The sequence below is a fragment of the Streptomyces achromogenes subsp. achromogenes genome (assembly GCF_000720835.1).
Classification (GTDB): Bacteria; Actinomycetota; Actinomycetes; order Streptomycetales; family Streptomycetaceae; genus Streptomyces; species Streptomyces achromogenes.
The window spans coordinates 12,184-38,970 of sequence record NZ_JODT01000002.1; the positions used below are offsets into that span (position 1 = coordinate 12,184).

The 26,787-nt window shown below is 73.1% G+C and carries 18 protein-coding genes; all 18 read right to left on the minus strand.

Annotated elements, in window-relative coordinates; genetic code table 11:
• Positions 1-26: 26 nt before the first annotated feature.
• A complete protein-coding gene (locus IH25_RS37215; RefSeq protein WP_051753626.1) occupies positions 27-1,523 on the minus strand; it encodes a DUF6519 domain-containing protein in 1,497 nt (498 codons plus the stop codon).
• 54 nt (positions 1,524-1,577) lie between these two features.
• A complete protein-coding gene (locus IH25_RS0102000) occupies positions 1,578-3,737 on the minus strand; it encodes a hypothetical protein (protein WP_030601779.1) in 2,160 nt (719 codons plus the stop codon).
• On the minus strand, positions 3,737-7,519 hold the full coding sequence (locus tag IH25_RS0102005; RefSeq protein WP_030601783.1) for a putative baseplate assembly protein: 3,783 nt from the start codon (positions 7,517-7,519) through the stop codon (positions 3,737-3,739). The genes IH25_RS0102000 and IH25_RS0102005 overlap by 1 nt, the downstream gene beginning before the upstream one ends.
• Positions 7,516-10,620 (minus strand): putative baseplate assembly protein, encoded by a 3,105-nt coding sequence (locus IH25_RS0102010; RefSeq protein WP_030601786.1) that lies wholly within the window; start codon positions 10,618-10,620, stop codon positions 7,516-7,518. Before IH25_RS0102010 ends, IH25_RS0102005 begins: the two co-directional genes overlap by 4 nt.
• Positions 10,617-11,009: a GPW/gp25 family protein gene (locus IH25_RS0102015; RefSeq protein WP_030601788.1), complete on the minus strand. Its 393-nt coding sequence runs from the start codon at positions 11,007-11,009 to the stop codon at positions 10,617-10,619. Before IH25_RS0102015 ends, IH25_RS0102010 begins: the two co-directional genes overlap by 4 nt.
• On the minus strand, positions 11,006-11,341 hold the full coding sequence (locus tag IH25_RS0102020; protein WP_030601793.1) for a hypothetical protein: 336 nt from the start codon (positions 11,339-11,341) through the stop codon (positions 11,006-11,008). Before IH25_RS0102020 ends, IH25_RS0102015 begins: the two co-directional genes overlap by 4 nt.
• A gap of 18 nt (positions 11,342-11,359) precedes the next feature.
• Entirely contained in the window at positions 11,360-11,896 is a 537-nt protein-coding gene (locus IH25_RS0102025; protein WP_030601796.1) for a phage baseplate assembly protein V, read from the minus strand.
• Positions 11,897-11,932: 36 nt separating this feature from the next.
• Complete coding sequence (locus tag IH25_RS0102030) at positions 11,933-13,072, minus strand: hypothetical protein (protein WP_030601799.1); 1,140 nt, start codon at positions 13,070-13,072, stop codon at positions 11,933-11,935.
• Complete coding sequence (locus IH25_RS0102035; RefSeq protein WP_030601802.1) at positions 13,065-13,427, minus strand: hypothetical protein; 363 nt, start codon at positions 13,425-13,427, stop codon at positions 13,065-13,067. Before IH25_RS0102035 ends, IH25_RS0102030 begins: the two co-directional genes overlap by 8 nt.
• 7 nt (positions 13,428-13,434) lie before the next feature.
• Complete coding sequence (locus tag IH25_RS0102040) at positions 13,435-14,121, minus strand: hypothetical protein (RefSeq protein ID WP_030601805.1); 687 nt, start codon at positions 14,119-14,121, stop codon at positions 13,435-13,437.
• A gap of 36 nt (positions 14,122-14,157) precedes the next feature.
• Positions 14,158-14,706 (minus strand): SUKH-4 family immunity protein, encoded by a 549-nt coding sequence (locus tag IH25_RS38400; RefSeq protein ID WP_030601809.1) that lies wholly within the window; start codon positions 14,704-14,706, stop codon positions 14,158-14,160.
• Positions 14,703-21,410, minus strand: coding sequence for an eCIS core domain-containing protein (locus tag IH25_RS0102050; RefSeq protein WP_051753628.1), 6,708 nt, complete (start codon positions 21,408-21,410; stop codon positions 14,703-14,705). Before IH25_RS0102050 ends, IH25_RS38400 begins: the two co-directional genes overlap by 4 nt.
• A complete protein-coding gene (locus IH25_RS0102055) occupies positions 21,407-21,691 on the minus strand; it encodes a hypothetical protein (protein ID WP_030601814.1) in 285 nt (94 codons plus the stop codon). The genes IH25_RS0102050 and IH25_RS0102055 overlap by 4 nt, the downstream gene beginning before the upstream one ends.
• Positions 21,682-23,649 carry an ATP-binding protein gene (locus IH25_RS0102060; RefSeq protein WP_030601816.1) on the minus strand — a complete coding sequence of 656 codons (1,968 nt, stop codon included), beginning with the start codon at positions 23,647-23,649 and terminating at the stop codon, positions 21,682-21,684. Before IH25_RS0102060 ends, IH25_RS0102055 begins: the two co-directional genes overlap by 10 nt.
• 46 nt (positions 23,650-23,695) lie before the next feature.
• Complete coding sequence (locus IH25_RS0102065; protein ID WP_030601818.1) at positions 23,696-24,598, minus strand: DUF4255 domain-containing protein; 903 nt, start codon at positions 24,596-24,598, stop codon at positions 23,696-23,698.
• A 136-nt stretch (positions 24,599-24,734) separates the two neighbouring features.
• Complete coding sequence (locus tag IH25_RS0102070; RefSeq protein WP_030601821.1) at positions 24,735-25,478, minus strand: hypothetical protein; 744 nt, start codon at positions 25,476-25,478, stop codon at positions 24,735-24,737.
• A complete protein-coding gene (locus IH25_RS0102075; RefSeq protein ID WP_030601824.1) occupies positions 25,471-26,199 on the minus strand; it encodes a T4 family baseplate hub assembly chaperone in 729 nt (242 codons plus the stop codon). Before IH25_RS0102075 ends, IH25_RS0102070 begins: the two co-directional genes overlap by 8 nt.
• 40 nt (positions 26,200-26,239) lie before the next feature.
• Positions 26,240-26,764, minus strand: a complete 525-nt coding sequence (locus IH25_RS0102080) for a phage tail protein (protein ID WP_030601828.1) — start codon at positions 26,762-26,764, stop codon at positions 26,240-26,242.
• Positions 26,765-26,787: the final 23 nt, after the last annotated feature.

The window sequence follows — 26,787 nt, forward strand, 5'->3', positions numbered from 1 at the left end:
GCCGCCGCCGTGGTCCGGGAGCGGCCCTAGGAGGGGCCGGCCTCAGCGGTTCGTTCCTCGTGTGCGGCGCGGGCCTCGGCGTCCAGGGCCGCCTGGTCGGCCGGGGGGACGTCCGTGGCGAGCGCGCCGAAAGCCCGGCGCAGGTCGGCGGTGCTGCCCTCGCCGGTGACCAGGGCCAGCGGGGCGAGGTGCCGGCCGATGCCCGCCGGGGCCTTCAGCAGCGGGCGGCGCGCGGCGTCCGTGTCCCACTCGACGCTTCCGGTGGCGGTGCGGGCGGGGATCAGCCAGTGGTCGCCGGTGCGGTAGGTGCCGTTCTTCGCGAAGTAGACCTCGACGCCGTCCTCCAGCGGCAGCCAGCGCCCCTCGGCGAGCGGCACGGCGCCGCCCTTCAGGGAGTGGGTGCGGCCCTTGCGCCGGGGCCCTTCGCGGTGGTCCCAGCGGCGCAGGAACGGGTGCAGGTGCGGCAGACGACCCACCCGCGGGTCCGGCTCGGCGGAGAGGCGGACGCGGCGGCCGGGCAGATCCAGCTCCTCGACCCGCAGCAGGGGCAGCGCCTCCAGCCGCGAGGTGTACGCGGTGTCGGTGAACTCGACGTGGTCGCCGACCTCCAGAGCGAGCTTGGAGTCGAGGCCCAGGGTGGCCAACCGCACCCATGTGCCGTCGAGTTCGTCCACCGGGAAGACGACCGAGCCGTTCTCCCGGGACCACTTGAAGGTGGCGTCGGCCGCCTCGCCGCCCGCGTGGATCTCCACCCGGTACAGCTGGTTCTCCGGGCCCCGGTAGCGGGCGTCGGGGCGGACCAGGCAGGGGTCGTCGTCGGCGTGCTCGGGCCGTTCGCCGCGGGCGGCGAGCCGGGCGGAGGGCGCCGTCTCGGCCTCGGCCCACTTCTCGAAGGCCGCGCGGACGGTTCCCGGGGACGGTGCGGCGTCCCCGATGTCCAGCGCGGTCAGGGGCAGCGGCAGCACCTGCCAGACGACCTTGGTGCGCACGGCGGTGTCCGGCAGCGCCGCGCCGAGGGCGACCTCGCGCAGCGCCGGGTCCTCGGCCGCCGAAACCGCCCGCTCCCACACCTGGAGGTAGACGAGGAAGGGCGACCGGTCGGGCGAGGGCAGCCGGTCGCCGGGCCGCTCCGGGTCGCGGAAGCCGTCGGGCTGGTTCCAGTAGTCCCAGTGGGCGTCCGTCTCGGCGGTCTGCGACTGTCCGGTGTCCTCGTCCGGTACGGGGACACCGGGCGCGGGGCGGTCCGCGTCGCACAGGATGCCGTCCACGTAGTAGCGGCCGCCGTGGATGTACAGGGTGTCGATGTCGTGCTTGCCGCCCACGTACTCGATGCGGAAGCCGCAGGCGCCGGCGGGTCCGCCGTGCCGGCCGATGAGGTCGGCGGCGAGGGTGCGGGCCTGGTGGAGCTGGATCGCGGTCTGTTCGTTGAGGTCGGCGTCCAGCTGCACCCGGCCCTGCTGGGCGAGGACCGCGGAGTAGTGCCGTTCCGGGCGGAAGGTGGCGCGGGAGAGGTCGGCGTGCATGAAGGGGGTCCCCCTGGTTCGGAAGTCTGCGGGTGGGTCGTAGGGCGGCACCGCTCACGTCACGAAGAAGATCCCGGCGTCCGCGATCGCGGGTGTGTACTCGGCGAGCCGCGCCCTGAGGGCGTCCTCCCGCTGGGGGCGGTACAGGTCGTGGAACGCGCCGAGTTCACCGCCGTCGTCGGCCCCACGCCGGATCCGTTCGGGGCACTGGTCGGCCAACTGGGCGTACCAGGGCGTCCCGTAGCGCGTGGAAACGAACAACGGCCGTACGGCCTGCGCCTGTTCGGGGCCGGCGAGGTCGGGCTGGCAGCGGTGGCGGCGCGGGGTGCGCGAGCCGGCCGGGACGTAGCAGTGGCGCAGGCAGCCGATGCCGCGCCGGGCCACGTGCAGCCGCCCGGTGAGCACGGAGTTCTCGGCGAACTCGACGGCGTGCGTGTGCACTTCGCCGATGACGGTGGTACGGAGCAGGCGCAGCACGGCGTGCGCGTGGCGGCAGTCGGGGGCGGACAGGGCCACGCGGTCGTCACCGGTGGCGTCCAGGACGCTGTCGCGCAGCCGGATGTCGAGGGGCTCCTGGCTCACCTCGTCGCCGATGACCTCGATGGTGCCGAGGATGCTGTGTTCGATGTGGAGGCAGGCGGTGGTGCGTTCGAGGACGACGCTGGGTTCGTCGGGTGAGTGCGGCGCGCACTCGGGCTCCAGCGACCAGCCGGGCACGAGCGTGGAGTGCCGGAGGACGACGGCGCCGACGGGGCCGGTGACGTTGATGCCGCGCCCGGCGACGAGGAGTCCGTCCAGGACGATGCGCGGCCGTTCGTGCGGAGCGCAATCGGCGGGTACGGCACGGATGTTGAGGGCGTCGGGGCGGTTGCTGTACCAGTCGAGGAGCCGGATCACCGGCCGGGTGCCCTCGGCGGCGCGCAGTTCGAGGCGGTCGCCGGGGTCGAGGTCGAAGTCCAGCTGCTCCTGGTAGGCGCCGCTGTGCGTGATCTCGATGATGCCGGTCCGGCCGGGGCCCCGGTGGTCCTGCCAGGCCCGGTAGGCGTCCATGATCCTTCGGTACGGCTCGCCGGGGCCGACCCGGAAGAGGCCGGCGTCGGGGCGGGCCACGCGGTCGGGGCGTTCGTACTGGCCGCCGCCCATGTCGGCGGCGAAGGCGTGGTGGTAGTCGACCCAGACGCCCTGGCGGGGCGCGCGGCGCGCGCCGAACGCGATCCGGCCGAGCTCGGGGTCGACGGCGATCTGCCCCCGCCCGGGCCGGTAGCGCCAGTCGGACAGGTCGGCGACGACGATGTCCGCCGGCGGTACGGGGCGGTCCTCGCCGTCGCGCCGGATGCACAGGCTCTTTCCGGGGCCGTAGTAGTCGGCGAGCCGGTCGTGCAGCAGCCGGCGGGTGAGGAACGCGGGCACGTTGTCCACGGCGGCGAGGTGCGCGGGCGAGGGTTCGGGCACCGGGCGGGCGAGCAGCGGGGTGTCGTTGCCGAGGATGGAGAAGGTGTAGAGGTTGCGGGCGCGGTCGACGCAGTAGGCCGGTGACGCGGTCAGCGCGTACGGCTTGAGCCGCCAGACGAAGAGTCCGACCCCGGCCGGCGTCCAACCTCCTTGCCTTCTTGTCGAGTTGGCGCGGCGTACGTCGACGGTGCGGGATGTCGCGTCGAAGGGGCCGCCCGCGGTGGCGAGTGCCGAACCGTCCCTGAGATCGAGGAGCCGGCCGCGCTCGGTGCGCCGGCCGGTGCCGTGGAGCCTGACCGGCTGGGTGTGGGCCACGTGCCGGGACAGTTCCACGGCGCGTGCGGGCCAGTCGGCGACCCGGTCGGAGAGTTCCTCCAGCAGGTGCAGGGTGCCCTTGCGGCGCCGTTGGGCGACCGTGGCGGCCACGTCCCGGCGGGGGGCGACGGCCTCGGCGAGCGCCGTCCGGCCACCGCCGTGCAGCCCGGTGGTGAGGACGTGCTCGTAGCCGGGCAGGGTGCGGTAGCCGACGAGGTCGCCGAGGTAGGGCAGCACCCAGGGCGCGGCGGTCTCCACGAACAGGTCCTCGTAGCCCTGGCGCACGCCGTCGCGGACCCGGTCCAGTTGTTCGCCGATGACCGCGAGCAGGGCGCGCAGCGGTTCGCCCTCCTCCGCGTCGCGCAACCGGTGGCGGCGGGGCAGCAGTTCGGCGAGTTCGTCGGGGTGCCGGCCGGCCGGCGGCCGCGGTTCGGCGTCGGGGGGCATCACTTGACCTCCGTCAGGATCAGGGTGTCCGCGGCCCGCGCCGACAGCATGGCGAGCTGGGCCGGGCGGATACCGCGGAAGACGACCACCGTCCGGCCCTCGGCCAGGCGCCGGGTGTCGGTGATGTCCGGGTTGAGGCGCAGCAGCCGGCTCAGCGGGATGCCGTGGCGGGCGCAGACCGACGACAGGGTCTCGCCGCCGGCGTCGCGGACGGTGTAGGTCTGCTCGTCGTAGGCCGCCGGGTGCGCGGGGACCGTGGGCCGCGGGGTGCCGGGGCCGGCGAGCAGGGCGGTGAGCCGGTCCGGGGCGGCGGAGGCGGGCACCCCCGTGAAGACGTCCACGTCCATGTGGTCGACGCCGGGCACGGAGTGGGCGGTGGCGAGCACCTCGGAGAGGCGGGCGGGCCGGCCCAGCTCCCGCCCCTCGTAGCCGAGGCGGCGCAGCAGCGCCTGGCGCAGCCGGGGTTCGACCGTCTCCCAGGCGTGGTCCGGGGCGAGTCTCACCTTGGCGGCGATGAGCAGCAGGACGAGTTCGCGCGCGTCCACCCGGACCGGCAGATCGGGGTCGCCGTACTCGGTGAGGGCGCGGCGCAGCGGCCGGAGGTTGTCGTCGGCGAGCGGCACGTCGTCGGTGCCGGCGACCGTCACATGGAGCACGCGCCGCCGTCCGTCGAAGAGTTCGCGGGCGGCGGCCCGGCCGATGCCGGCCCGGGAGCGGGCGAAGTCCTCGTAGTCGGCCGGGGAGACCAGCCGGTCCAGGGCGGAGACGGCGAGGGGGATCGTACGACGGGTCAGGCCCGGGCCGTCGGCGTCCGAACCGCCGGTCGCCGGCAGCGGGTTGGTGACCGCGGTGACGCCGAGCGGGCGGGTGAGCGGCTGGGTGATCCGTTCGGCGGGGACATTGGCGGCCTTGCCGGTGCCGAAGCGGTAGCGGGCGCGCACGTTCTCGTGTCCGCTGGGCAGCCGGGCGCCGTGGACGCCGTCGCCGAAGGTGGCGGTGGTGCGGCCGTCGGCGGTGGTGCCGGTGATGTAGACGCGTTCGGTGGGGCCGCGTCCGGCGAGGCTGTCGACCTGGTGCCAGAGCAGGCCGTCCACACGGATCTCCAGGGCCGGGGTGGCGCCGAGCGGGTTGTCGGCGGCGAGCCAGGTCAGCGGGGACTGCCAGAGGGCGAAGGTCTGGTGGACCCGGTCGGAATCGCCGCTGCCGATGGCCTCCTCGCGGCTCTCGCCGTGGGTGGCCTCCACGACGTTGCCGAGGATGCGCACGCTCGCCCGGTGGTAGCGGTGGACCAGGTTCGTGGTGAGGGTGAGGCGGGTGTGGACGTGGTCACCGGGGAGGTCGGGGTCGACCACCGGGTCGGCGGCGGCGATGGTGACCACCTCGCCGGCGGTGATCCCGCTCGCGCCGGGTACGTCGGTGCGGTCGCCGCTCACGATGAGGGTGCGGCCGGGCCGCAACCCGTCGTAGAGCTCGGCGAGTTCGATCTCGTTGCCGTGTACGTCCTCGCCGAGCGGCTCGTCGGCCGGGCGCAGCGGCTCGCCCGCCGCGTGCACGGTGGTGTCGCGGATGTGGGAGAGCAGGACGTCGGACTCGTCCAGCCAGGGGTCGGCCAGGGTGAGTTCGGTGCCGCGGCCGGTGATGCCGTAGTCGGAGTACGTGGCCGTCCGGACGGCCACCACCTGGGTGGTGACCAAGGCGAGCGCGGCGTTCCCGGGGACGCCCGTGCCCTTGGCCGGGCGTTCGATCGCCACCCAGCTGCCGACGGTGATGGTGTCGTGGACGCTGTCCAGTCGCAGGATGCGGCGGTTGAGGGGGGCGGGTTCGCTCGCGAGGACGATCTCGACGTTCGGTGCGGTGCTGCCGACCGTGTAGGTGACGTTGACCTGGTACTCGCCGTAAGTGAACTGCCTGCTGCCGCCGGGCCGCAAGGCGAACCGCTCGGTGGTGGCGCCGGTCAGGGTGATGTGTACGGTGCCGTCGTCCTCGGGCCGGGAGACGAACAGGGTGCCCTCGGGCAGCCCGGTGTGGAGGCGGGCGGTGACGCCGGGTTCCCCGTCGGCGGCCGGCCGGCCCGGCTCGGGGTCGCGGGCGGCCCGGGTGGACAGGTCGACCCGGCCGGGTCCCAGGGGGAAGGTGACCGGCTGGGTGACGGGCAGGTTCTCGGCGCGCTGGTCGGAGCTGCTGCCCTCGATGTACTGGAACTCGGCGCGGACGGGCGTCTTGCCCGCCGGGTCGTACACCACGCGCATGCTCGCCAGCGCGCCGCCGGTCAGCGGCCAGTCGGCGGTGCGGATGACCCGGCCGCCGGCGTCCTGGACCGGTTTGAGAGGGGCGTGCGCGCCGAAGGGGGCGGCGGTGACCCGCATCGCGAGGAGGGCGCGCAGCAGTGGGCCGGTGCCCGGGGTGGTGGTGCGCCAGGCCGGGTAGAGGCCGGTCAGGCCCGGGTCGAGGGCGCTCAGCAGACGGGCGGTGTCGGTGCCGGGGCGGCGGGCGCGGATCTCCTGCCGGGGGGCGGGGGCGGCGGTGCGCAGGGTGGGGAGGACCGTGTCCAGGGCGCGGAGGGCGGCTTCGCGGGGGTCGGTCGGGCTCCGGTGCCGTGCGGTGCCGGGGAGGCCGGCCCGCGTCCTCGGGGTGCCGTCGCCCTGGGCGGCGGGACGGCCTGCGGCGGCGTCGGCGGGCTGGGCGGGTGCCGATGCCAGCGCCCGCCCCGCCAGCTCCGCGAGGACCGCCTCCAGCTGTTCGAACCACGCCGCGACGTCCTCGTACGGCTCCGCCAGGACCTCGGCCTCGCGCAGGCGGGCCACCGGTTCGCCGAGGCGGGTGGCGAGCCTCTCCGGGGTGTCGATGGTGTCCAGGTCGGTGCGCAGGGGGGCGAGGACCTGGTCGTCGAAGTCCTCGATCAGACGGCTGACCGGGCGCGGGTTGGGCACCTCGTGGGTCGGCGGCTCGTCACCGGGTTCGCCGGGGGCGGCCGGCTCGGCGGTCCACCGGCGCACCTCGGCCACCAGCTCCTTCAGTGTGGGCGGGGCCGACCGGGGCAGGGTGAGCGCGGTGATCTCTTCCCCGTGGTCGACGCGGACACCGGCGACCGGGATCAACAACCTCGATCCGCCCGCCTGTTCACCGAAGACGAAGAGGAGCCGGTCGCCGGTGCGCAGGGAATGGGCCGTGCCCTCCACGAACAGTTCCAAGCGGCGGGCGAGGTCGTCGGGGTTGATGAGGGCGGGCAGGCGGCGCCGTACCGCCAGTTCGTTCCAGTCCCAGCGGGCGGTGAGGTCCCGGGAGGTCTCGAAGGTCAGCGACCGCTCGTCGGCGGAGGCGGGCACGCTGTGGCTGCGGGCCCCGCGCGGGATCGGCACCGGCAGGGTCTCGGCGCGCGGGTCGCGTTCGAGGGTGTACGCCAGATGGGCGGTGGCGGCCACTCCGGGGCGCGGCCGGTGCCCGACGAGCCGGCCCAGCAGGACCAGGGAGCGGTGGTCGTGGGCGGTGCGGAGGTATGCCTCGTCGGCGATCCGCTCGGAGTGGAAGGTGAGCAGGTCACCGAGGACGGCGGCGGCGTCGAGGAGTCCCACGGCCGGGTCGTCGGGGGTGCGTACGGTGAGCCGGCCGAGGGCCGGGTACGCGGGTGAGGCGAGCCGGTCGAGGAGGGCGGCGAGGAAGGTGCCGTACTCGCCGACGCGGTAGTCGAGGGCGGGGCGGCCGGGCGGGTTGTGGAGGGGGGCGGGGGCGAGGCGCTCGTCGTGGCCGCCGCATGCGCCGCCGCAGGAGCAGGGCCGGTTCATCGGGCTCCTCCCAGGGTGATCTCCAGCCGGCCCTGTTCGGGCCGGTCGGGGTCGTTGTCGCAGGTGGCGATCTCCAGCGGGCCGAGCCGCAGCAGACCGTCCTCCTTCTCTCCCCGGTCCGGTTCGAACAGCCGCCGCAGCCGGGTCACTTCCACGCTTTCCACGCCGGGGACGGTCGCGGCGACGGCGACCAGGCGGCTGAGCCGAACGGGTTCGCCGAAGGTCAGGGCGTCGGGGTGGAAGAAGCCGAGCCGGCCGCCGGGCAGCCGGCCGCGGCCGAGGGCGCGGTACAGGTCGGCCAGGATCTGCCCGTGCTGGTGCCCCGGCCGGGCGCACACCCGCAGCGCGATGTCCACCGGGACCAGCCGGGCGGGGCCGACGACCAGGTCGTGGCCGATACGCCGGTAGGTCTCCAGGATCTGGGTCACCGTGTCGAGCAGGCGCGGCGACGGGGTGCCGCCGTACGCGTCGACGGCGATGTGGGCCTCCTGGGTGCTGCCGGTCCAGCGGAGGTCGGCTGCGGCCCGCTGGACGCCGGGCACGGCCGAGGCGAGCGCCGCGTAGTCGGCGGCGGTGATGGCGCGCAGCCGGGTGCGGCGCGGCTCCAGAGGCGCCAATTGGCGTACTTCTTCGATTGGTTCGGGTTCGGTACCGCCGGTGGCCGGCAGCGGGTTGCGGACGGTGGCGGCCGGTACCGGCTCGCCGGGCTCGCCCGCCGCCACGACGAGATGGTTGATGGCCTCCGCGCCCACGTTGCCCGCGCGTCCGCCGCCGAGCCGGTAGCGCACGGTCAGGCGGGCTCCGGGGGCCGGCCGGGCGCCGTGCCGTCCGTCGCCGAAGCGCAGGGCGAGCCGTCCGTCGTCCTCCAGCTCACCGACGAAGTGCCGCTCTCGGGGTTCGCTGTCGAGCAGGTCACGGCGCGGCTCCCACACCGCCTCGCCGTCGGTGAGGCGTACGGCGGGCAGGGCGCGGCGGGGGTCCTGGGCGAGCGCGGCGCCGGCCGGGCCGTGCAGCAGCGGCTCGTCGGGGTGGAGTCCGGTGGCGTACGCCGGGCCCCAACTGTGCGCGATCTCCCAGGCGATGTGGGGGTCGAGCACGGTGCCGGCGCGGGCCCGCGCGGTGAGGACGGCGATGCGCCGCCGTTTGGCGTGGAGCAACTCGTCGCTTCGGTGCAGCAGTTCGCGCAGGGCGCGGACGGGGTGCCGGCGCAGTTCGAGCCGTTCCAGCAGCTTCAGGCCGAAGAGCACGGCGAGTTCGGTGATCTCGTCCTCGGCGAGTCCGTCGGCGTCGCGGGCGCTGCGCCACAGTTCGGTCAGCCGTTGCCGGACCCGGCCAGGGATCGTGGCGATCCGTTCGGCCTGTGCGGCGGCGACCGCCGTCGGGTCGGGGAACGGTACGGCCTGGGTGACGGGGGCGTGGCCGAGGACGGGCCGCAGGCGCGGCCGGATGCCCGGGTAGACGCTCTGGGCGAGCAGCGTCCGCAGGGCCGCGGCCTGCGCGTAGGCCGTACCGGGCACGACGTGCTCGTGGCGTTGTCCGGCTCCTTCCAGGCCGATTCCGGCGCGCAGGACGGCCCGCTCCCCCACGACGTCGAACAGTTCGCGGACGTCGTCGGGGCGCAGTACCCGGCCGCTGTCGGCGCGGTCCGTCAGCGAGGCGATGAGCCGTGCCGGTGCGTTGCCCCGGGCAGGGTCCGCGCAGCCGGGGCCGGGCGGGCCGCAGGGCGCCACGACGGCCGGGTCCGGCGGCACGGTGACCGTCTCGACGGTGCCGGAGCGGCCGTGGTCCACGAGGACGGCGTTGCCGCGGGCGAGGGTGACGTCCTCGACGGGCAGGCAGTCGGGTCCGCCCCGGGTGGTCAGGCACAACGGGATGCGCAGGGCGTCCTCGGCGGCCCAGGTGACCTCCAGCACGGGCTGGTCCTGAAGGTGGTCCAGGCCGGGGGTGACGGAGGTGAGGCGGACGGCCTGGCGGTGGGCGGGGTCGGCGTCGCCCGGGGTGCCGGTGCGCGGGCCTTTGACCTCCTCCAGGATCAGCACGTCGCCCGGTCTCAGGGCGAGGCTGCGCTCCCGGCGGGTCCGGGGGTCCGCCCACTCGTCGCGCAGGGTGGCCGCGGTGGCTCCCGCGGGCAGCGCGCACACCTCGCCGTCCCAGGTCCACAACCGGATCGCGTTGTGCGCGACCCGCAGTTCCAGCGGCGCGTTGCCGACGACGGGTTCGAAGACCTCCACGGAGCCGCGCTCCTCCAGGTCACCGAGGTCGTTGTCGTCGATGACCGTGCCGGGTCCGGGGCGGTCGTGCGGATCGAGGGTGCGTACGTCGACCGAGGCGAAGCGGTAGGCGCCGGGCGCGAGGGTGCGGTCGGCGGCGGTCTGCACGGTCACATAGGTGCGGGCGTTGCAGCCGTCGTGCATCGCGTAGTCGACGAGCCGGACGTGCCGGCGTACGGAGACGCGGCGGCGGGCGGTGTCGAGGTAGGCCTCGGTGGCGACGGCGTCCTGCTGGTAGCTGATCTGGTCGCCGGTGTAGGCGAGCAGTTCCACCAGGGTGGTGCCCAGGTCGGCCGGGTTGCGTTCGGCCCAGTCGGGGGTGGTCAGCGCGAGCCGGTCGAGCAGGAGCTTGCGCAGGGAGTCGTAGTCACGGGCCGTGTAGTCGATCACGGGCACGGCCGGGAGGGCGGCGCTGTCCTCGCCCGTCCGCGCGCGGCCGAAGGGGCTCGGGCAGTCGGACCGGAAGCGGAACTCCGCGGTGGCGTACCGCTGGTCGAAGCCGTGGTACGGCTCGGTGCCCGGCCTGCCGTAGGGGTCGGCCTCCACCAGCGACAGCCGGTAGCGGGAGGTGTCGCCGGCCCGGTCGAGGGTGACGTGGAGCCGGTCGTCCAGCTCGGGGTCCTCCTCGCGTTCGACGCTGATGTCCACGGCGGTGAGGCCGGTGACGCGCCGCCCGCCGTCGATGCGGACGTTCTCCGGGCCGAGGCCGCCGGGCGCCTTGCCGAGGAAGGTGACGGTGAGCAGCAGCCCGTCGTCGCTCACCTCGACGGCGTCGATCCCGTTGAGGTGGGCGGCGCGCACCTTGGCCCGCCGGGTGGCTCCCGCGCTCATGCCGCCCTCCCCTCGAAGAAGTCCTCCCGCACGGTGCCCGTGGCGCGGACCAGGTAGGACAGCTGGACGTGTACGGTGTCGCCGTCGCCGGCGATGTCGAGGGAGACCACCTCGATCAGGTCGCCCAGCCAGCGCTGGAGGGCGGCCTGGACGGAGAGTTCGAGGGTGCTGAGCAGTTCCGGGCCGGCCGGTGCGAAGACCAGGTCGAGCAGTCCGCAGCCGAAGTCGGGGCGCATGACCCGCTCGCCGGGGCTGGTGAACAGCAGCTGTTCGATGAGGTCGTGGACGTGCTCGGCGGGGCGGGCGTGCGCGGTGCGGCCGCGGCGGTCGGCGCGGAACGGGAACGCGAAGTCGCTGCGCGGGCGGGTGTGTTGGCTCGGCGGCCTCATCGGACGGTGACCTTTCGCTGTGCGGCCTGGACGACGGGTGGTCCCTGCGGGACGAGGGCCGCGCTGAAGCACTGGGCGGCACAGGTGTCGAGCAGCACGGGCGCGCCGTCGGCCGTGACGCCGGTGTCGGCGGCGATCCAGTGGACGGACACGCACGGCGAGGGCACGCCCTGAACGGTGTGCGGGCAGCCGGTGACGACGTAGGCGTGGGCGGTCGTGGCCACGGTGACGCCGTCGACGCGGACGCCGCCGGAGGGTGCGGTGGCGGGTGCGGCCCGGCCGCCGTGCGGGCAGCCGATCACGGCGCCCGCGTGGAGCAGACTCCCAAACAACTCTCTTCCCCCGTTTGTCTATCGCTTGGACTGTGCGGTCAACTGCCCTTGATTGATGGTGACTTCACGGCCGCGCAAAGTGATTTCGGCGCCCGCGCCGGTGGCGATGACCACCGCTTCCTTGGTGATGCGGATGTAGGCGCCGCCCTGGGCCTGCAGGAGGATGCCCTGTTCGGTGCCGGCCGTGTCGTTCAGGACGATCTTGTGGTCCCCCGGGGTCTGTACGACCACAGGTTTGCTCGCCGCGTTCGCTCGCAACTCGCGCCGGGCGTCGGGCGGCAGTTCGCTCGCGTCGCCGTACCAGCATCCGGTCCACACCGGGAAACTGGGGTCCCCTTGTTCGAACTCGACCCAGACGCCGGCACCGGGGGGCGGCACCACGAACTGTCCGGACTCGGGCCCGGTGAACGGCAGGCAGGGCAGCGCCCAGGTGGACGGCTCGTCGCCGAGGACGTCCGGGACCTCGGCCGTGATCCGGCCGAGCCGCAACGGGTCGTCGTTGCTGACCACCCGGCCGCGGAACTTGCCGAGGTAGCGATTGCTGGGTGCCGCCATGGTCGGGGTGTTCTCCTCGTCGGTGGTCGGGTGGGGTCACGGCCGGACGATGTCGCCGCGCGCTTCCAGGCCCTCCCGGGAGAGGGTGAAGTTCTGCTGGAAGGAGCCCGGACGGAGGTTGTGGGTGACGGACTTGACGAAGTAGTCGCCGTCGTACGCCCGTCCGGCGCCGCGGACGCCGACGAGCCGGCGTGGCTGGAGGAGGTAGCCGTGCCGGCTGACGTCGAGCGAGCCCGAGCCGGAGATGACATCGGCGGAGACGGCGGCGCGGGCGAGGAGTTCGGCCTCGGCCTGCTCGCGCTGCTGTTTGGCGGTGCCGGAGAGGGTCTTGCGTTTGAGCGCCGGGGTGGGCCGGCGGCCGAGCGGCGGGCGCAGGGGGCTGACCGGCGGTTGGGGCAGGAGTGTGGACTGGCGGGTGCCGGGGTCCTGCCAGCGCGCCTGGGGTTCCTCGCGGGCGGTGCCGTCGTAGGCGAAGGTCAGCTGGTCCACGGTGGACAGGGCGTCCATGTTGACGTTCAGGGCGTGCTGGCGCAGTCCGATCCGCACCTCGGGGCCCCAGCGTGCGGAGGATTGGCCGGGGCCCGGGCCGGGCTCGAGGTAGAAGGTGTAGCCGTTGGCGCGGGCCAGTTCGGTGACGTAGTGCAGGTCGGTGCCGGTCTGGTAGTGGACGCGGAGATCCTGGTGCGGGGGCTGGGCGATCTTCTCCTGGTAGACGTCGGGGCGGATGCCGTAGTCGGAGTACCGGCGCAGGATCGCCAGCACCCGCTGGGACGGCGGCAGGTTGGGGTAGCGCGCGGTGCGTTCCTCCAGGTCCATGAGGAGTGTCAGGTCCTCGCCGGTGACGGTCAGGGTGGAGTGGCCGGGGAGGTTGCTGGCGCCGACCTCCTGGCGGGTGATCAGCCCGTCGAAGAGCACTTCGGGGGTGCCGCGGACGCTGACGGTGAGGATGACGCGGGTCTTCGGGTCGAAGAAGCCCTCGGGCAGCAGCCGTCGGCTGAGGAGCCCGTTCTTCGTGAGGTCGAAGGCGAACTGGAATCCGCTTCGCTCGCCGGCCGTGGCCGTGATCTGCGCGGACAGCAGGGCCTCGGCGACCTCCCGGGGGACCGGGCGGGCGAGTTTGGGCCCCATCAGGAGCTGGATGTGGACGGGGCCGCGCCCCACGGGCTGTTCAGACACGCCGCTCTCCTCGCGGGAAACCGCCGGCGAGCGGAATGCCGATGACCCGTCCCGGCTCGTCCGTCAACTCCCGGGGGTCCAGTACGGGGTTGGCGTCGGCGATCCGCCACCACTGGCCGGGGTCGCCGAGGAACCGCTGCCCGAGCAGGTCGGGCCGCTCGCCGGCGCCGACGGTGTGCGGCTCGGTCTCCTCGCCGAGCGGCGGCAGCAACCGCCGTTTGGCGTACCGGACTTCGGAGCCGTCGGGGCGCCGGTGCACACCGATCTCGGCGTCGTGGTACCGGCTGGTGCGCGGGTAGGGATGGACACCCGGTACCGAGTCCAGCGCGCTGTCGTACGGCTCGGTCTCCGCCATCTCGTCCTCATCCCCTTCCGGTCAGGAGGCCGGCGCCGCCGAGGCCCGGTACGCCGGGGCCGCCACCGCGCGCGGCGGCGGCGAGTCGCTCCTTCTGCGCCAGGTGGGCCATGTACAGATCCGCGCCCCTGTGTCCGGCCGGCAGGTCGCTGACGGTCAGGATCTTCATCCCGATGCCGAGCGAGGCCCGGATCGGGTTGAGGTGCACGTCGAACGCCGGCTCGTTGACGGACAGTTCGGTGAGCCGCACCGGCAGCACCCGCTTGCTCCCCCAGGTGAACAGCGTCAACGGCATCTCGATCGGGCTGATCTCGATACTGCCCTTCTGCGCCGTTCTGATCGCGGCGCGTAATTGCGCGGTGGTCGGCTGCACCAGCATCTCCAGCACGGCGAGCTGCGGATGGATCCCGTCCGGCGCGGCGATCTCCAGCTGATCGGTGGCGTCGATCTCGGCGGTGAACTTCCACGTCTCCTGCGCGGGCCCCTTCAACCGCAACGCCTCGTTCCGGTCCCCGCTGCCGGTCCCCCCACCACCGGCGTCCCCGCTGTCGCCGGCGGACTGGGGCGCGATGCTGCGCTCCAGGGTGTCGGGGTTGAACTGGAGGACGATGACGCGCTGGGGGGTGCCGTGGTCGGGGTCGACCACGACGAGGCCGGAGCGGATGGGTTTGGGGATGTCGGGGTAGCGGGTCATGGCACTCTCCTGCCAGTCGATGAGTCCGATGCTCGGCTACGGCACCAGACCGTCTCCGCCGAGTCGGCGAAGGGCCATGGCCCACCAGTTCTCAGCCAGCTCGAACGAGAAGGGGTCGATGGCGATCAGCGCATCGCGGAGGTCTTCGAGCAATTCTTCCTTGACGGCTGGATCGGCGGCGGCCCCCTGGCTGTACCTTTCGATACGGTAGAGGAACTCCACGAACTCGGGGAGGTTGTTGTTGACAACCTCCCCGCGAGGCTTTGTTCCGCCGAGCTGCACCAGCATGACGAACCTTTCATACGCGGAGAGCGAAAAGCGCATCCCCGGATCACCCGTAGGACCACCGAGGATGACCTCGCGGTGTTTCTTTCCATCACTGGTGGTCACATCGATGACGCGAAGAAACTCGGGTCCACCCTGCACATCGGTCGTGAAAAACGGTGCGCTGAGGCGGGGAAGCCCTACGGTTGTCAGTACCTCTGCATCCCCGTCCGCGAGCCCGAGGCGACCGACCTCTTGCGCGGTCAGCGTGATCACGTTCTCACGGCCGTAGAGATCTACCATGTCCTGGTGTGCAATCATTTCTTCTTCTTTTTGTTTCTCTCGCTCGGCGGCTTCGGGACTGACTTCCAGGACACATCGATGTTGACGATCGTGCCTGCGGGAACCATTTCCTTACCGACTTTGAGCTGGTTGACGATGTCGTTCCCCATGTCGAGGTTGGTCTGCCTGTCCAGCAGGTAGAAGTTCTTGTAGCTGTCAAGGCCTCCCAGTTGCAAGTCATGCACGTGGTCTGCCTGCATCTTATTGATACGCCGGGTGATCCCGGTCTGGAGCGCGGGATCCGCACTGCTCAGCCTGGCTCGTCTTTCGACCGCCTTCTTGAAGTTCACGGTCATGTTCGTGAGCCGTCGAGCATCTTCCTTCCTCTGCGGAATCTCCGCTTCGAGCTGCCGCGCCTCCTCTTCCTTGCCTTCTTTTCTTAGTCTATTGGCCTTGACCATGACCATGTATTCGAAGATCCCAGGCGAAGCTTCCTTGCGGAACGTGGCACCGGCGTTGCTGAGCCGCTTGAGAGCAAGCGCTTTGCGGGTGAACCCTACCAAGTCGTAATGGTCGTACCGGTGGATCGTGACGCCTCTCCTTGTGAGCCGGGGGTCCGGCACCTCGCCGGGTTGGCCCATTCGCCGACGATCCTTGACCCGATTGAGCATTTCGTCTTCGAGCACCCGCTGGAACTTGTCCTCGTACTCCCTGTCCACGACGTCTTCACCCGTCTCCGGATCCTCCTTGGCAGGCTCCGGGGTCTCCGGTATGAAATCCGGCCTGTCGTGATTCTGGACGTCTCTCTCCGCAGCCCTGATCCTCTGGAGCGGCTCGTCGTTCAAGTTGGCCTGTTCCGCCTGATCCAACTCGCCGAGCAGCTTTTCCATCTTCGCGGCGAACTCGTCAACACTCTCGTCTTCATGGAAGAGCAGCCAGTCATCGAACTTCTGGATCCCCAGTGCGGCTTCGAGGCGCTGCTGCCGGTCAGGATTGTCCTCGAAGTGCAGACGCAGCATGGCACGCATGGCTCGTGCCGCCTCGGCAGACGGGTTGAGCGTCGCCACAACGGAAAGCGGGCGCCCGTCAGCGACCTCCAGGGCCGTCAACCGATACCAGACCTTCAAGCCGCGCAGCGCGGTTTGGAATACGAAGGAATCAACACCCCTGTCCGTCATTTGGTTGATTCGCGGCCGGAGGCGCGCGACGATCTTGCGCAGTCGCTCGTCCTTCGCGTCCTTCGAGCTCTCCTCCTTGTGGCGCTGGTTCTTCTTCTCCTGCTTGTGCCTGACCGGGTCCTTGTCCTTGGGCCGGCGGTTCTCATGCTTGCCCCGCTTGCGCTCCGGCCTCTTCGACTCGTGTTTGGGATTCCGTCCCTTTCCGTCCTTCTCTTTTCGTTTCGGTCCGCCCCCGGGACTGTCGTGGTCGGATTTCGGCGTGCGCCGGTCCGTATCGCCCCTGTCCCCGGGTTTCGGCTTTCCGGGGTCGTGGTCCTTCGTCTTGTCGATGGGCCGACCGTCGCCGTCCTTGGGTCTCGAAGTGCCGGAGGTGTCCCTGTCCTCGGCCTTCGGCTTGCTCGGGGCCCGGTCCTCGGGCCGGGCGGAAGCCTTCACGTCCCCGCTCTTCGGCATTGGTTCGGGCTCGGGCCTCGGACGTGGCTCCGGCCTGGGCTTCGGCCTCGCGGGCGGGGTGGGCTTGGTGTCCGGCTTTTCGGTGGGGTCCTTCGGGCGGCCGTTTCTGTCCTTGGCCGTGGGCTTGGGGGCGGTGGGCTTCTCGGGCCGGCCGTCCTTGGTCCGGGGGGTCTTCGAGTGCGGGGCACCAGGTGTCCGGTCCGGGTCCGGGGCACCACGTGTCCTGGCGTCCGAGGCGGGCTTCCGGCCGGTGGGCTGCTCGTCCTCGGGCTTCTTCGGGCTCCGGCCCTCCGTGTCCTCCGGTCCCGGGCGCCCCCGGCCCTCCGGTTTCCCGGACTTGGTGAGTTTCGCCGCGACGCCCCGCAGGCGGCGGCCCACCTTGGCGACGTACTTGCCGATCTGGCTGAGGAGGGCCTGGTAGAGGACCTCCAGGAGGGCGACCACCCCCGCGGCGACGGCCTTGGCGAAGAGGATGCCGGCGCCGCCCATGCGGACGGCCTTGAGCCAGGCGAGAACCGCCTCGAGGGAGCTGAGGATGGCGCTGAGGGCGCCCCAGGCGGTGCGGATCGCGTCGATGACCGCCATCACCCAGCCGGCGCCCGGGATGAGCTTCGCGACGACCTTGGTGATCACCAGCTCACCGATGATGAGCGGGAGTTGAGGCACGACCGCGTCCCATGCCTCCTTGACGATCCGGTCCAGGGAGAAGCCGCCCTTGACGAGCTTGTCGATGATCGCCTTGGGGACGCCGACGATCTCCTGGATCCTTTCCTGGAACCATGCCTTGACGGCCGTGGACACCTCGCGGAAGAGGTGGTTCTTCGCGCCGTCCACCGCGGAGTTCTTCGCGCCGCCGAGCCAGCCGCCCGGGTCGGAGAGGAAGTCGACCGCGATCATCATCCAGGCGCCCAGCGCGCTCAGGAGCTTCGAGGCGAACTCCAGGACCGACCTGACCGCCTCGACGACCGCCTTCACCGCCGCCTGGAGTGCCTTCCTCAGGATGTCCAGGAGGCCGCCGAGCAGCTTGCCGATGGCGTCGAGGAGGTCGGAGACGGCCTGCTTCAGCGCCTGGGCGAGGCGGTTGACCAAGGCGATCGCCGCCGAGATCAGGTCGGTGACGAACCTGCGGATCCTCGCGGCGAGTTCGATCACCGCCCGCACCATCGCCACCGCGAACTCGATCAGGTCCTTGATGAGGGTCTTGATCGCGTCGACGATGTTCTTGCGGGCCTCGTTGATCCAGCGCTCGACCGTGTCCTTGAAGTTCTTGATGAAGCCGACGACGGCGTCGCGCGCCGCCCGGATGACCCGGACGATCGCGTTCTTGATGTCGATGACCTTCTGCTTGATCCAGTCGAAGGCCTTGCTGACCCAGTTGCCGGACTCCTGCACGGCGCCGTCGCGCTTCCGGTCCGCCTCGCGTTCGGCCTTGTCGCTCTCGTCCTGGATCTTCCTGTCGCTGTCCTTCTTCTCGTTGTCGACGTCGTCGTCGGTCTTCTTCTCCTGGTCCGCGACGTCCTTGCGGACCTTGTCGTGCCGCTCGCTCTTCTTGTCGCCGAGGGACTTGAGCTGCTCGTCCTGCTCCTTGCGCCAGTCCTCCCGCCGGCCGGTGACCTCGCCCATGGCCTTCTCGCGCTCGGCGGCCTGCGACTCGGTGTTCGCCGCGATCTCGGCGTCGACCTTCTGCCGGTGCCGGTCCTGCGCGTCGCGGACGTCGCGGTCCTTGGCCTGCCGGCCCTCGGACATGCTCTTCGCGCCGTCGGTGAACGCCGCCTGGAACTGCGGTCCCCGGTCGTGCTCCGCCACCTCCGAGGCCGCCTCCGGGGGTACCGCACCGGTCGCCCCGCCGCTCAAGCCCGTCGCGCCCCGACCGCCCCGTGCGCCGGGGACCTTGGCGGTCATCGTCTCCCCGGGCACGTCCGGGTAGACCTGGTCCTCGCCCATCCGCCGGCCGGCGTCGTCCCGGGCGGTGCCGATCGTCTGCCGGCCCTTGGCGTCGACGTGGCCGTCCTGTTCGCCGGCCGACTGCTCCGCCGCGCCCGTCATGCCGACGCCCGGCGCGTCGCCCGCCCGGGCCTGCTTGAGGGCCTCGTCCTTCGTCGGCAGCCCCGCGAACTTGGCCGCCAGCGCCTGCGGGTCCACCACCGGCTTGTCGGCTCCGAACAGGCTCGCGACACCGTTCACGATCTTGGCGCCGACGAAGCCGAGGGCCATCTTGAAGGTGTCCCACCCCCCGGGCTCCTCGGCCTTCTCCGCCTCGATCCGCCCCTCGGGTTTCCTGGCTCCGGTGACCTCGGCGTCCTTCTGCTCCGGCGCCCGGGCTTCCTGGGGCTTGTCCTGGGAGTACTCCGCCGGGGCGTCCGTCTTCGGCTTGCCCCGCAGCGTCCGCGGCGCGCCGGCCGGGCGCCGCATCGAGGGCGGCGCCGAGGCCAGGGCTTCGTGCTCGTCGCCGACCGAGCGGTCCACCGCGCCGCCGATCCCGCCCATGGCCTGGAGTGCCTTGTGCGGCTTGAGTTTCGAGGCCGTCGCCAGGCCCGCTTCCGGGGACACCCCGGAGAGGTCGGGTACCGGCGCGCTGTCCTTCCTGCCCTCGGACCGGGCCGGGGCCGCGCCCGCGCCACCGCCACCGCCGCCCTGGGAGGCTCCCCCGCCGGCCGCCTTGGAATCCGGCGCCGACCGCGGCACGGAGTCCGGCTCGGCGGGCGACTCCGTGGCCCTCCTCGCGGGCGCCGGTGCGGGTTTCGTGGCGGGCGCGGGTTCCGGCGCCGCCGTCGCCGTACGGGGACTGGGTGTCGTACGGGGCTGTGGTGTCGTACGGGACTCGGGAGCCGGTGCCTCGCCCGCCCCGGGTGCGTGCTCCGCGGAGGTCCCGGACGGTGGGCCCGGCGCCGTGGCACCGGCCGCGGCGGCGGACGCGTCCGGCGTCGCTTCCGGGGTCCCGGCACCCCCCGCGCCCGCTGTCTGCCGTCCGCCGGCCCCGGTGGGGCCGGCCCCTCCGCCCGCCTCCTCGGCCTCGGCGTCCCGCTGCGCCGACTGGCCGCCGGTCGCCTTCCGGGACTCCTTCTCCTGGCCGCCTGCTCCCTTGTCGCCGGCGGCGGCGGTGCCCTTCTCCTCCTTCGCGGCCGTCTCCGCCGCCGCCCCGCCGCCCTCGGAGGCACCGTCGGCTCGGCCCGGCGCCCGCTGCACCGTCGTCTGCGCGGCGACCGGGCCCGCCTTGGGATCGTCTCCGCTCTTGGGGTCCCTGGTCCCGGGGGCGGGCGGGGCCACGGTGGCCTGTTCCACCGCCGCTCCGGACGGTCCCGCGGGGCCGTCCGGTCCGCCCTCGGTCTCCGGCGCGGACGATCCGGATCCGTCCCCCGGGCCGGTCGTGGCCGTCTCCTCCTCCGGGCCGGCCGCCGCCTCCTCCGCGTCCTCCGCGTCGCGTTCGGCCTGTACCTGGTCCGCCCTGGTCGGTGGCGGGGCGGGAAAGGACGGAACCGACGACGTCGCGGACGCGCCGGGGTCGAGCGTGTCCGCCGTCGGTACACCGGACACGTCGAGATCCCGCGCCGGCAGGAAGTCCTCGGGCCGGAGCGTGACGTCCCAGGCGCTCGGCTCCCCGCCCCCGACGTCGACCTCCGACTCGCTCCCGGAGCCGAAGGAGTCGTCGTCGGTCCTGTCCTCGGGGCCGTCGACATCCTGGCTGCGTCTGCCCTCAAGGGTGCTGAACGGCCCCGGAAGCCGGGTGTCCGCGCCCGAAACCGTCGGCGAGCCGGTGGGCTTCTCCCGGCCGCCCTTGTCCTGCTGCCGCAGCTGCTGTCCGGCGACGGCGGCCTCGGCCGCACCCGGACGGTTCCGTGACGCGGACTCGTTCTCGCTCGCGACGGGAGTCCGCGTCTCCTCGGTCTGCTCCCTGCCCTCCTCGCCCGCCCTCCCGCTCTGTTCCCGCTCCGCCGCCGGCGTCGTCTCCGTGTCGCTCCGCCGTCCGCCGTCCGGCGCCGCCCCGGAGGCGGCGGATTCGGCGTGCTCCTGCCCGTGCGAGGACGTCGCCGGACCCCCCGCCGGTGCCGGGCCCGAGGCCCCCGGCGTCCGCTCCCGACTCGCGTGCGGCGCGTCCCCGCCCTGCGGCGTGCTCCCGTGCTCGGGCGTGCCGCCGTTCTGGGGAGTGCTGCCGGGCGCGCCCTGGTCGTCGGCCCGTTCCTTCTCCGGTCCCGGCGCGATGCCCGGCCGTTGCGCCTCGGCCCGCCGCTGTTCCTGTGACCGCAGCGCCTTCTCGCGCTCGGTGCGCACCTGTTCGGCGGCGTCCGGCTCGATCGCCGGCGCGTCCTGCGCGTTGACCTCCAGGTCCTGGGCGTGGTCGTCGTACGCCCCGGCCTCCTCGACGAGGTCGAGTACCCGGTCGTGCTCCGGGGCCAGCAGCCGGTTCTCCAGGCGGACCAGTACGCCGTCGAGCAACTCTTCGGGAAGGCGGGCGAGTTGCTTGCGGGTGCGCCGGGACAGATCCTCCGGGTCGCCCCGCAGGGACCGTACGACCGAGTTGGCGAGCCGGTCGAGCAGGGTCGCCGGGTCCACGGCCTCCGCCCGGCTGCGGTCGGCGTGCACGGTGGCGTAGCGCAGCCAGCCGGGTGTGGGCTGGTTCTCGGTGACCCCGGGCGCGGACGGTTCGGCCGGGGGGCGTACGAGATCCTGGGCGGCGGACTCGGCCTCGCGTTCGACGGACTGCTGGGGCAGGCTGACCGCGCCCGGTTCGCGGCCTGCTCGCAACGTGCCCAGGCCGTGCGGGTTCTGGACGGAGTGCAGCAGCTCGTGGGCGAGCAGGCGGCGGCCGTCGTCGGTGCCGGGCCGGAAGGCGCCGGAGCGGAAGAGGATGTCCTGGCCGACGGCGACGGCATCGGCGCCGAGCAGCTCGGTGAGGCGGTCGGCGTCGCGGTCGGTGTGCAGGCGGACGCGGCTCAGGTCGTGACCGAGCTGTTCCTCCAGCTCCCGGCGCAGGCCGGGGTCGAGGGGCTGTCCGGCGCCGCTGACGATGTTCTTCGGTTCGGGCGTGCGGGACGTGGCGGCCCGTTCCCTGCGCTTGCGGCGGCGCTGCTCGGCCGTCTGCCGGGCGGCCTCGTCCTGGGCCCGGGCGGTCATGGCGTCACCTCCCCGTGGCCGCTGAGTCCTTCGTGGACCGCGCGGGCCAGTTCCTGGCCGAGCCGGCGGGCCGACAGTCCGGCAGGCAGCGGGGGCAGGCCGGTGAGCGCCTCCACGGACACGGGGCCGTCCGCCGCCAGCGGCACGCCGTGCCGCCGTACGAGGCGGGTGAGTTCGCGTTCGAACGCGGCCGAGACGCGGGCCGGGTCGGCGTGGAAGCCGTCGAGGACCAGTTCCCCGATCTCCACGCTGATCGCCGAGGGCCGCCTGTTCACACCCATCCGCGCACCTCCGCGGGGGTCAGTGAGCGCTCCAGCTTGAGGTATTCGGTGCGGGCGGCGGCGAGCATGTGCCGCATCCCCAACCGGCCGCCCTCCTCGGCGGCGAGGAACGCCCCGGACAGGGCGATGTTGCGGATGGAGCCGCCCGCGACGGTGAGCCGGGCCAGCAGGTCCGGGTCGATGTCCTTGAGCGGGGCCTGCGGCGGCAGTACACGGCGCCAGATCTCGGCGCGTTCCCGCTCGGCCGGGAAGGGGAAGTCGACCACGAAGCGGATGCGGCGCAGGAAGGCCGTGTCGAGGGCCTGCTTCATGTTGGTGGTGAGGACGGCGAGACCCCGGTAGGCCTCCATCCGCATCAGCAGATAGCTGACTTCCAGGTTGGCGTAGCGGTCGTGGCTGTCCTTGACCTCGCTGCGCTTGCCGAACAGGGCGTCGGCCTCGTCGAACAGCAGCAGGGCGCCGCCGCGTTCGGCGGCGTCGAAGACGCGGCGCAGGTTCTTCTCGGTCTCGCCGATGTACTTGCTCACCACCTGGGACAGGTCCACGACGAACAGGTCCAGGCCGAGTTCGTTGGCCATGACCTCGGCGGCGAGTGTCTTGCCCGTGCCGGAGCCGCCCGCGAACAGCGCGGTGACGCCGAGCCCCCGGCGCAGGGTGGCGGCGAATCCCCACTCCTGGAGGACGGTCGGCCGCTGCCGCACATGGGCGACGATCTCGCGGAGCACAGCGGTCTGGCGGTCGTGCAGCACGAGGTCGTGCCAGCCGGCCCGGGGTTCGATCCGGCGGCCCAGCTCGTCCATGCCGACGCGGGCCTCCTCCAGTCCGGCGCGCCAGGCGAGTTCGGCGGCGTCCGCCTCGTCCTCGTGGGGCAGCCGGCGGCCCACGGCGGCCGCGGCGGAGCGGATCACGTGCGGCGGCAGCTGGAACTGGGCGACCAGGGAGCGGAGTTCGCTGTCGGTCAGCTCGGCCACGCCGGTGAACGCGTCGGTCCAGAGCACGAGTTGCTCGTCGTCGTCCAGGCGCGGCACGGCCACGCGGGTGCCGGGCGGGCGCGCGGTGGGCAGCGGGTCCTGACTGGAGACGACGACGGGTACGGCGGCCCCGGCGAGGAATGCCTCGGTGGCCGCGCGCTGTTCGCGGTCCAGGTCGCCGGCCTCCACCAGCAGGGCGGCGGGCAGCAGGATGGCCTCCCGCTGCCACAGCCGGGCCAGCCGGTCGCGCTCGGCGGGGTCGGCCGGCAGGTCCTCGGCGTTCGTCGCGTACAGCCCCAGTCCGCAGCGGGCGGCCGCGGTGGCCGCGAGCTCGGCGCGGCTGCGCGGGTCGCCGCCGGTCACCTCGACCACGGGCGGTGCGCCGGGGCCCGGGCGGTCCTCCCGCCAGCCCTCGGCGAGCCGGTTCGCGGCCAGGTCGTACGACGGCGGGAGCGCGTGGGGTGGGGTGGTGCGGCGGAGTCTGCCGTGCAGCCGGGCGTCGAGGTAGGGCGAGTCGAGCAGGAAGTGCAGGATGCGCTCGTCCAGCCGGATCCGGGAGACGGTCAGCCGGGTCTCGTCCTCCAGTTCCACGATCCGCCAGCGGCGCAGCGGTGCCACCGGGGTGAGGGCGCTCCAGTGCGGTTCGCCGAGGGCGGCCAGGGCGAGGGAGAAGGTGGGGTGGGCGCGCCGTGGGTCGCCCGCGGCCGCGGCGCACCGCGCGCCGGTGGTGGGGTCGAGTTCGTCGGCGGCGGTGAGCAGGATCAGGTCGCGTTCGAAGGGGGTGAGTCCGAAGAGGGTGACGAGGGCGTCGAGCGGGGTGGTGAGGGCGGGTGAGGGGGTGAGGGCGGTGTCCGGGTCGCCCTGTTCCTCCGTGGAGTGGCCCTGGCCGGGGCGGGCGGCGTGGGCGTCGACGCGGGCCAGGACGCGCCTGATCCCGGCGGTCAACGCGGTGTCGCCGCCCGTCGTCGGCTCCTCTTCGTCTCCCATGTGTTCACCTGCCCCCGTCGGGTCGTCCGTGCCGGATCGGTCGTGGTCAGTTGTGGTCGGTGTTGTCGGTGCCGTCCGCGTCGCGGTGCGTGCCGCGCGCGGGAGGCCGCGCCGTCTTGGCCGGCCTGGGCGTGCTCTTGCGGGCACGCGCGGACGTCTTGGCGACGGCTTTGGCCGGGGCCTTCGCCGGGCTCTTCGCCACCGCCTCGGCCGTCTTCGACGGCGCGGCTCCCCGCGCTCCGGACCGGTTCCCGGACGCCGGCCGGGTGTCCGCCTCTCCCGCCCGCTCCTCCCCGGGGAGGCCGCCCGTCCCCGTTCCCGGCGGCACCGGGGCCCCCGGGGCGCCGAACGGCAGCACCCGTACCTGCGGCCGTTCGACCGGCTTGGCCTGCACCGGGATCTCCTGGCCGTCGATGAAGACCAAGGACGCCTGGTAGACGACGGAGAGGGCGTAGGGGGTCTGGTAGAGCATCCCCCACAACTTGGACGTCTCGTCGATGTCCATCACGTTGGGTGTGAACCGCACGCGCTGTGCCGTCTCCGCCAGATCGCTGCCCGCCAAGTAGGGCTTCTCTCCCGCGAGTTCGATGATGTCCGTGGGCAGGACCGGGATCTCGTGCAGGGTGCGCACGACCGAGCCGAGCAGTCGTTGCCCGACGAGTTCGGTCTCGTCGCCGTACGCGCTGATCACGTAGTTGAGGTCGAGCGCCGCCCGGGCCCGGCGCGTCAGCGTGCCGTCGGGGGCGCGGGTGGGCAGGTCGTCGTTGCGGCGCGAGGAGTTGGGGGCGACCTGGTAGAGGAAGACGGAGATGGTGGGTTCGGCCGGCGGCTCGGCGGGCGGCTTGCGTGGTTCCACCTTGACGGCCATGTCGATCTCCGGCTGGAGGTGGGACTCGATCAGCAGGGCGAGGGCCTGGCTGACATGGGCGATGGCGAGTGCGTTGCTCATGGCGTCGGCCCCCCGTCGCTGTCGTCGGACGACCGCCTCGCGCCCCGGGGTTCACCGTCGACCCCGCTGTCCGGTGCTCCGTAGCCCACTGGCGCCCCCTTGTCCGCTGCCGTCCGCTCGCAGTCCCGGCCCGTGCTCACTCGCGCTCCCGGGCCAGGTAGTCGGCCAGGCTGAGGGTCGCGCCCGGCCGTTCGGCGGGGCGGGTGCCCGGCCGGGAACCGGTGCGGGCGGGTGGCTGGGCGGCCGTCACCTCCAGCCGGCCGATCTGCACCCGCACCACCTGCTCGGGCGCCCGGCCGGCGCGGCGCCCGGCGGACTGCCGTACCGCCGTTCGGGCCGCCGTCGTGTCGGCCGCGCCGGGGCGAGCCGCCGTGGGCACGACGGCGGTGGGAGCGGCGTCCGTCCCCAGGGGGGCCGGGGCGGACGCCCCGGCCCGGTCCACGCCCGTCCCCGGGTCCGGTCGCCCGGTGCCGCGCGCGGTGGTGCGGGGTGCCGGGCGCGGTCCGGTCGTCAGGGGTCCGGCGGGGCGCAGCAGACTCGGCTCGGGCAAGGCGGCCGGGGTCGCCCTGCTCGGCGCCGGTTCCGCGAGGGCCGGTCCGGTGCGGACGACGGTGAGTTCGCGTTCGGTGTGGTGGTGGATCTCGGTGGCGGGCCGGGGGCCGTCCCGCTCGGGCACGGCCGAGGGGGCGGTGGTCGGCCACATGGTGTCTGCGGGGTCCGGATCCGGGGTGCGGGGCCGGACGGCCTCGACGCGTTCGAACGGGCCGGGCAGTCGCGGCCGGACCCGTACCGTGTCCGCTGCGGTGGCGGTGTGCCGGGCGAGCAGCCGGTCGAGGAAGTCGGGCGCCCGGGACGGCCCGGTCACGAAGGAGTCAGACATCCGCACACAGCTCCAGGTAGTAGCGGCGGCGCAGCGGGCTCAGGGCCAGGATCTCCGGCTCGCTCCAGCCGTAGGCGGTGGCCAGCAGATGGACGTCGAGGAGGGTGTCCCGCGCCCAGGCGTCGAGTTCGGTCCACAGGTAGGAGGCGATGTCGAGTTCGGCCCGGGTGGTCGTGCCGCACTCGGGGCAGCCGACGTTGAGCGTGATGTCGGCGCCGGGGTCGGCGGCCTCGACGGCCTCGGCGATCCGCCGCTGTACCGGTGGCGGGAGGGAGTCGGCGGTGCGGGGCGCCCCGTCGTGGACCGCCGAGACCAGGCAGCGGCCGAGCAGCGCGGTGCGCGGGTCGGTGGCGCGTGCGACGGCCGTGAGGTCGGCAGCGGCGGGCAGCCGGAAGGTGATGTCCCAGCCGTCCTCGGTCAGCCGCACGACCTGCCGCGCGGGCCGGTCGAGGGACCGGGTGAACTCCCCGGCGTCCAGTTCGAATTCCATGTCCGCGCCGCACGCGCGGCAGTCCAGCCGCACCTGCATCCGCTCGCCGAACAGGGCGCGGCGCAGGGCGAGCAGGTCGCCCTCGCGTTCGCCGAGCGGTACGGCGGGCAGCGCCGTGGTGTCGAGGTCCGGCCGTGCCGTGCCGTGCAGCAGCAGGGCGCGCCCGGCGGGTGCCTCGGCGAGGCCCGCCTCCCAGGTGGCCAGCAGTGCGGCCGTCCCGGTGTCCGCCATCCGTTCCCCCCGGTTCCTCTCGGTGTCACCGCGCCTTGTGTCAGGCCGGGTTGAGGAAGGAGGGTTCCTCGGGTTCGGGCACCTCGTAGTCCCGTTCCCAGCCCTCGCATTCGAGTTTCAGCGACTGGATGGCCACCGCGTTGGCGTTGGCGTCGAGTTCGCCGAGGACCTGGTACTCGCTGGGCCAGGTCCGGTACAGCTTGTGCGAGACGGCGACCTGCCCGGCCTCGTTGAGGACCTGGATGACGATGTCCTTGCGGAAGTCGGCGAGGGAGACCTCCGCGCCGAGTCCCGCGCCGACCTGCCAGATCTTGTTGGCCCAGCGGTCGAACTCGGGGTCGTGGGTGACACCGCGCTCCAGGGTGATGCCGTCGAACTCGGAACGCCCCGGCGACTTGCGCGGGGAGCTCGGGTCGCCGCCGTGGCGGTGCTTGACGACCTCGGTGGTGCGCTTGAGCGGGCTGATCTTGCTGATGCCGGCGACCGTACGACCGTCCCACAGGACCAGGAACTTGAAGTTCTTGTAGGGGTCGAAACGATGGGCGTTGACGGTGAACTCTGCCATCGGATTCCTTCGGCTCTCCGGAA

Bases quoted from the DNA above. Each gene is read 5' to 3' on its own strand.
- IH25_RS0102070 (WP_030601821.1), bottom strand. From the start codon at position 25,478: ATGTCTGACTCCTTCGTGACCGGGCCGTCCCGGGCGCCCGACTTCCTC.
- IH25_RS0102035 (WP_030601802.1), bottom strand. From the start codon at position 13,427: ATGGCGGAGACCGAGCCGTACGACAGCGCGCTGGACTCGGTACCGGGT.
- IH25_RS0102010 (WP_030601786.1), bottom strand. From the start codon at position 10,620: ATGAGCGCGGGAGCCACCCGGCGGGCCAAGGTGCGCGCCGCCCACCTC.
- IH25_RS0102050 (WP_051753628.1), bottom strand. From the start codon at position 21,410: ATGACCGCCCGGGCCCAGGACGAGGCCGCCCGGCAGACGGCCGAGCAG.
- IH25_RS0102000 (WP_030601779.1), bottom strand. From the start codon at position 3,737: ATGCCCCCCGACGCCGAACCGCGGCCGCCGGCCGGCCGGCACCCCGAC.
- IH25_RS37215 (WP_051753626.1), bottom strand. From the start codon at position 1,523: ATGCACGCCGACCTCTCCCGCGCCACCTTCCGCCCGGAACGGCACTAC.
- IH25_RS0102005 (WP_030601783.1), bottom strand. From the start codon at position 7,519: ATGAACCGGCCCTGCTCCTGCGGCGGCGCATGCGGCGGCCACGACGAG.
- IH25_RS38400 (WP_030601809.1), bottom strand. From the start codon at position 14,706: ATGATTGCACACCAGGACATGGTAGATCTCTACGGCCGTGAGAACGTG.
- IH25_RS0102055 (WP_030601814.1), bottom strand. From the start codon at position 21,691: ATGGGTGTGAACAGGCGGCCCTCGGCGATCAGCGTGGAGATCGGGGAA.
- IH25_RS0102065 (WP_030601818.1), bottom strand. From the start codon at position 24,598: ATGAGCAACGCACTCGCCATCGCCCATGTCAGCCAGGCCCTCGCCCTG.
- IH25_RS0102080 (WP_030601828.1), bottom strand. From the start codon at position 26,764: ATGGCAGAGTTCACCGTCAACGCCCATCGTTTCGACCCCTACAAGAAC.
- IH25_RS0102025 (WP_030601796.1), bottom strand. From the start codon at position 11,896: ATGGCGGCACCCAGCAATCGCTACCTCGGCAAGTTCCGCGGCCGGGTG.
- IH25_RS0102040 (WP_030601805.1), bottom strand. From the start codon at position 14,121: ATGACCCGCTACCCCGACATCCCCAAACCCATCCGCTCCGGCCTCGTC.
- IH25_RS0102075 (WP_030601824.1), bottom strand. From the start codon at position 26,199: ATGGCGGACACCGGGACGGCCGCACTGCTGGCCACCTGGGAGGCGGGC.
- IH25_RS0102060 (WP_030601816.1), bottom strand. From the start codon at position 23,649: ATGGGAGACGAAGAGGAGCCGACGACGGGCGGCGACACCGCGTTGACC.
- IH25_RS0102015 (WP_030601788.1), bottom strand. From the start codon at position 11,009: ATGAGGCCGCCGAGCCAACACACCCGCCCGCGCAGCGACTTCGCGTTC.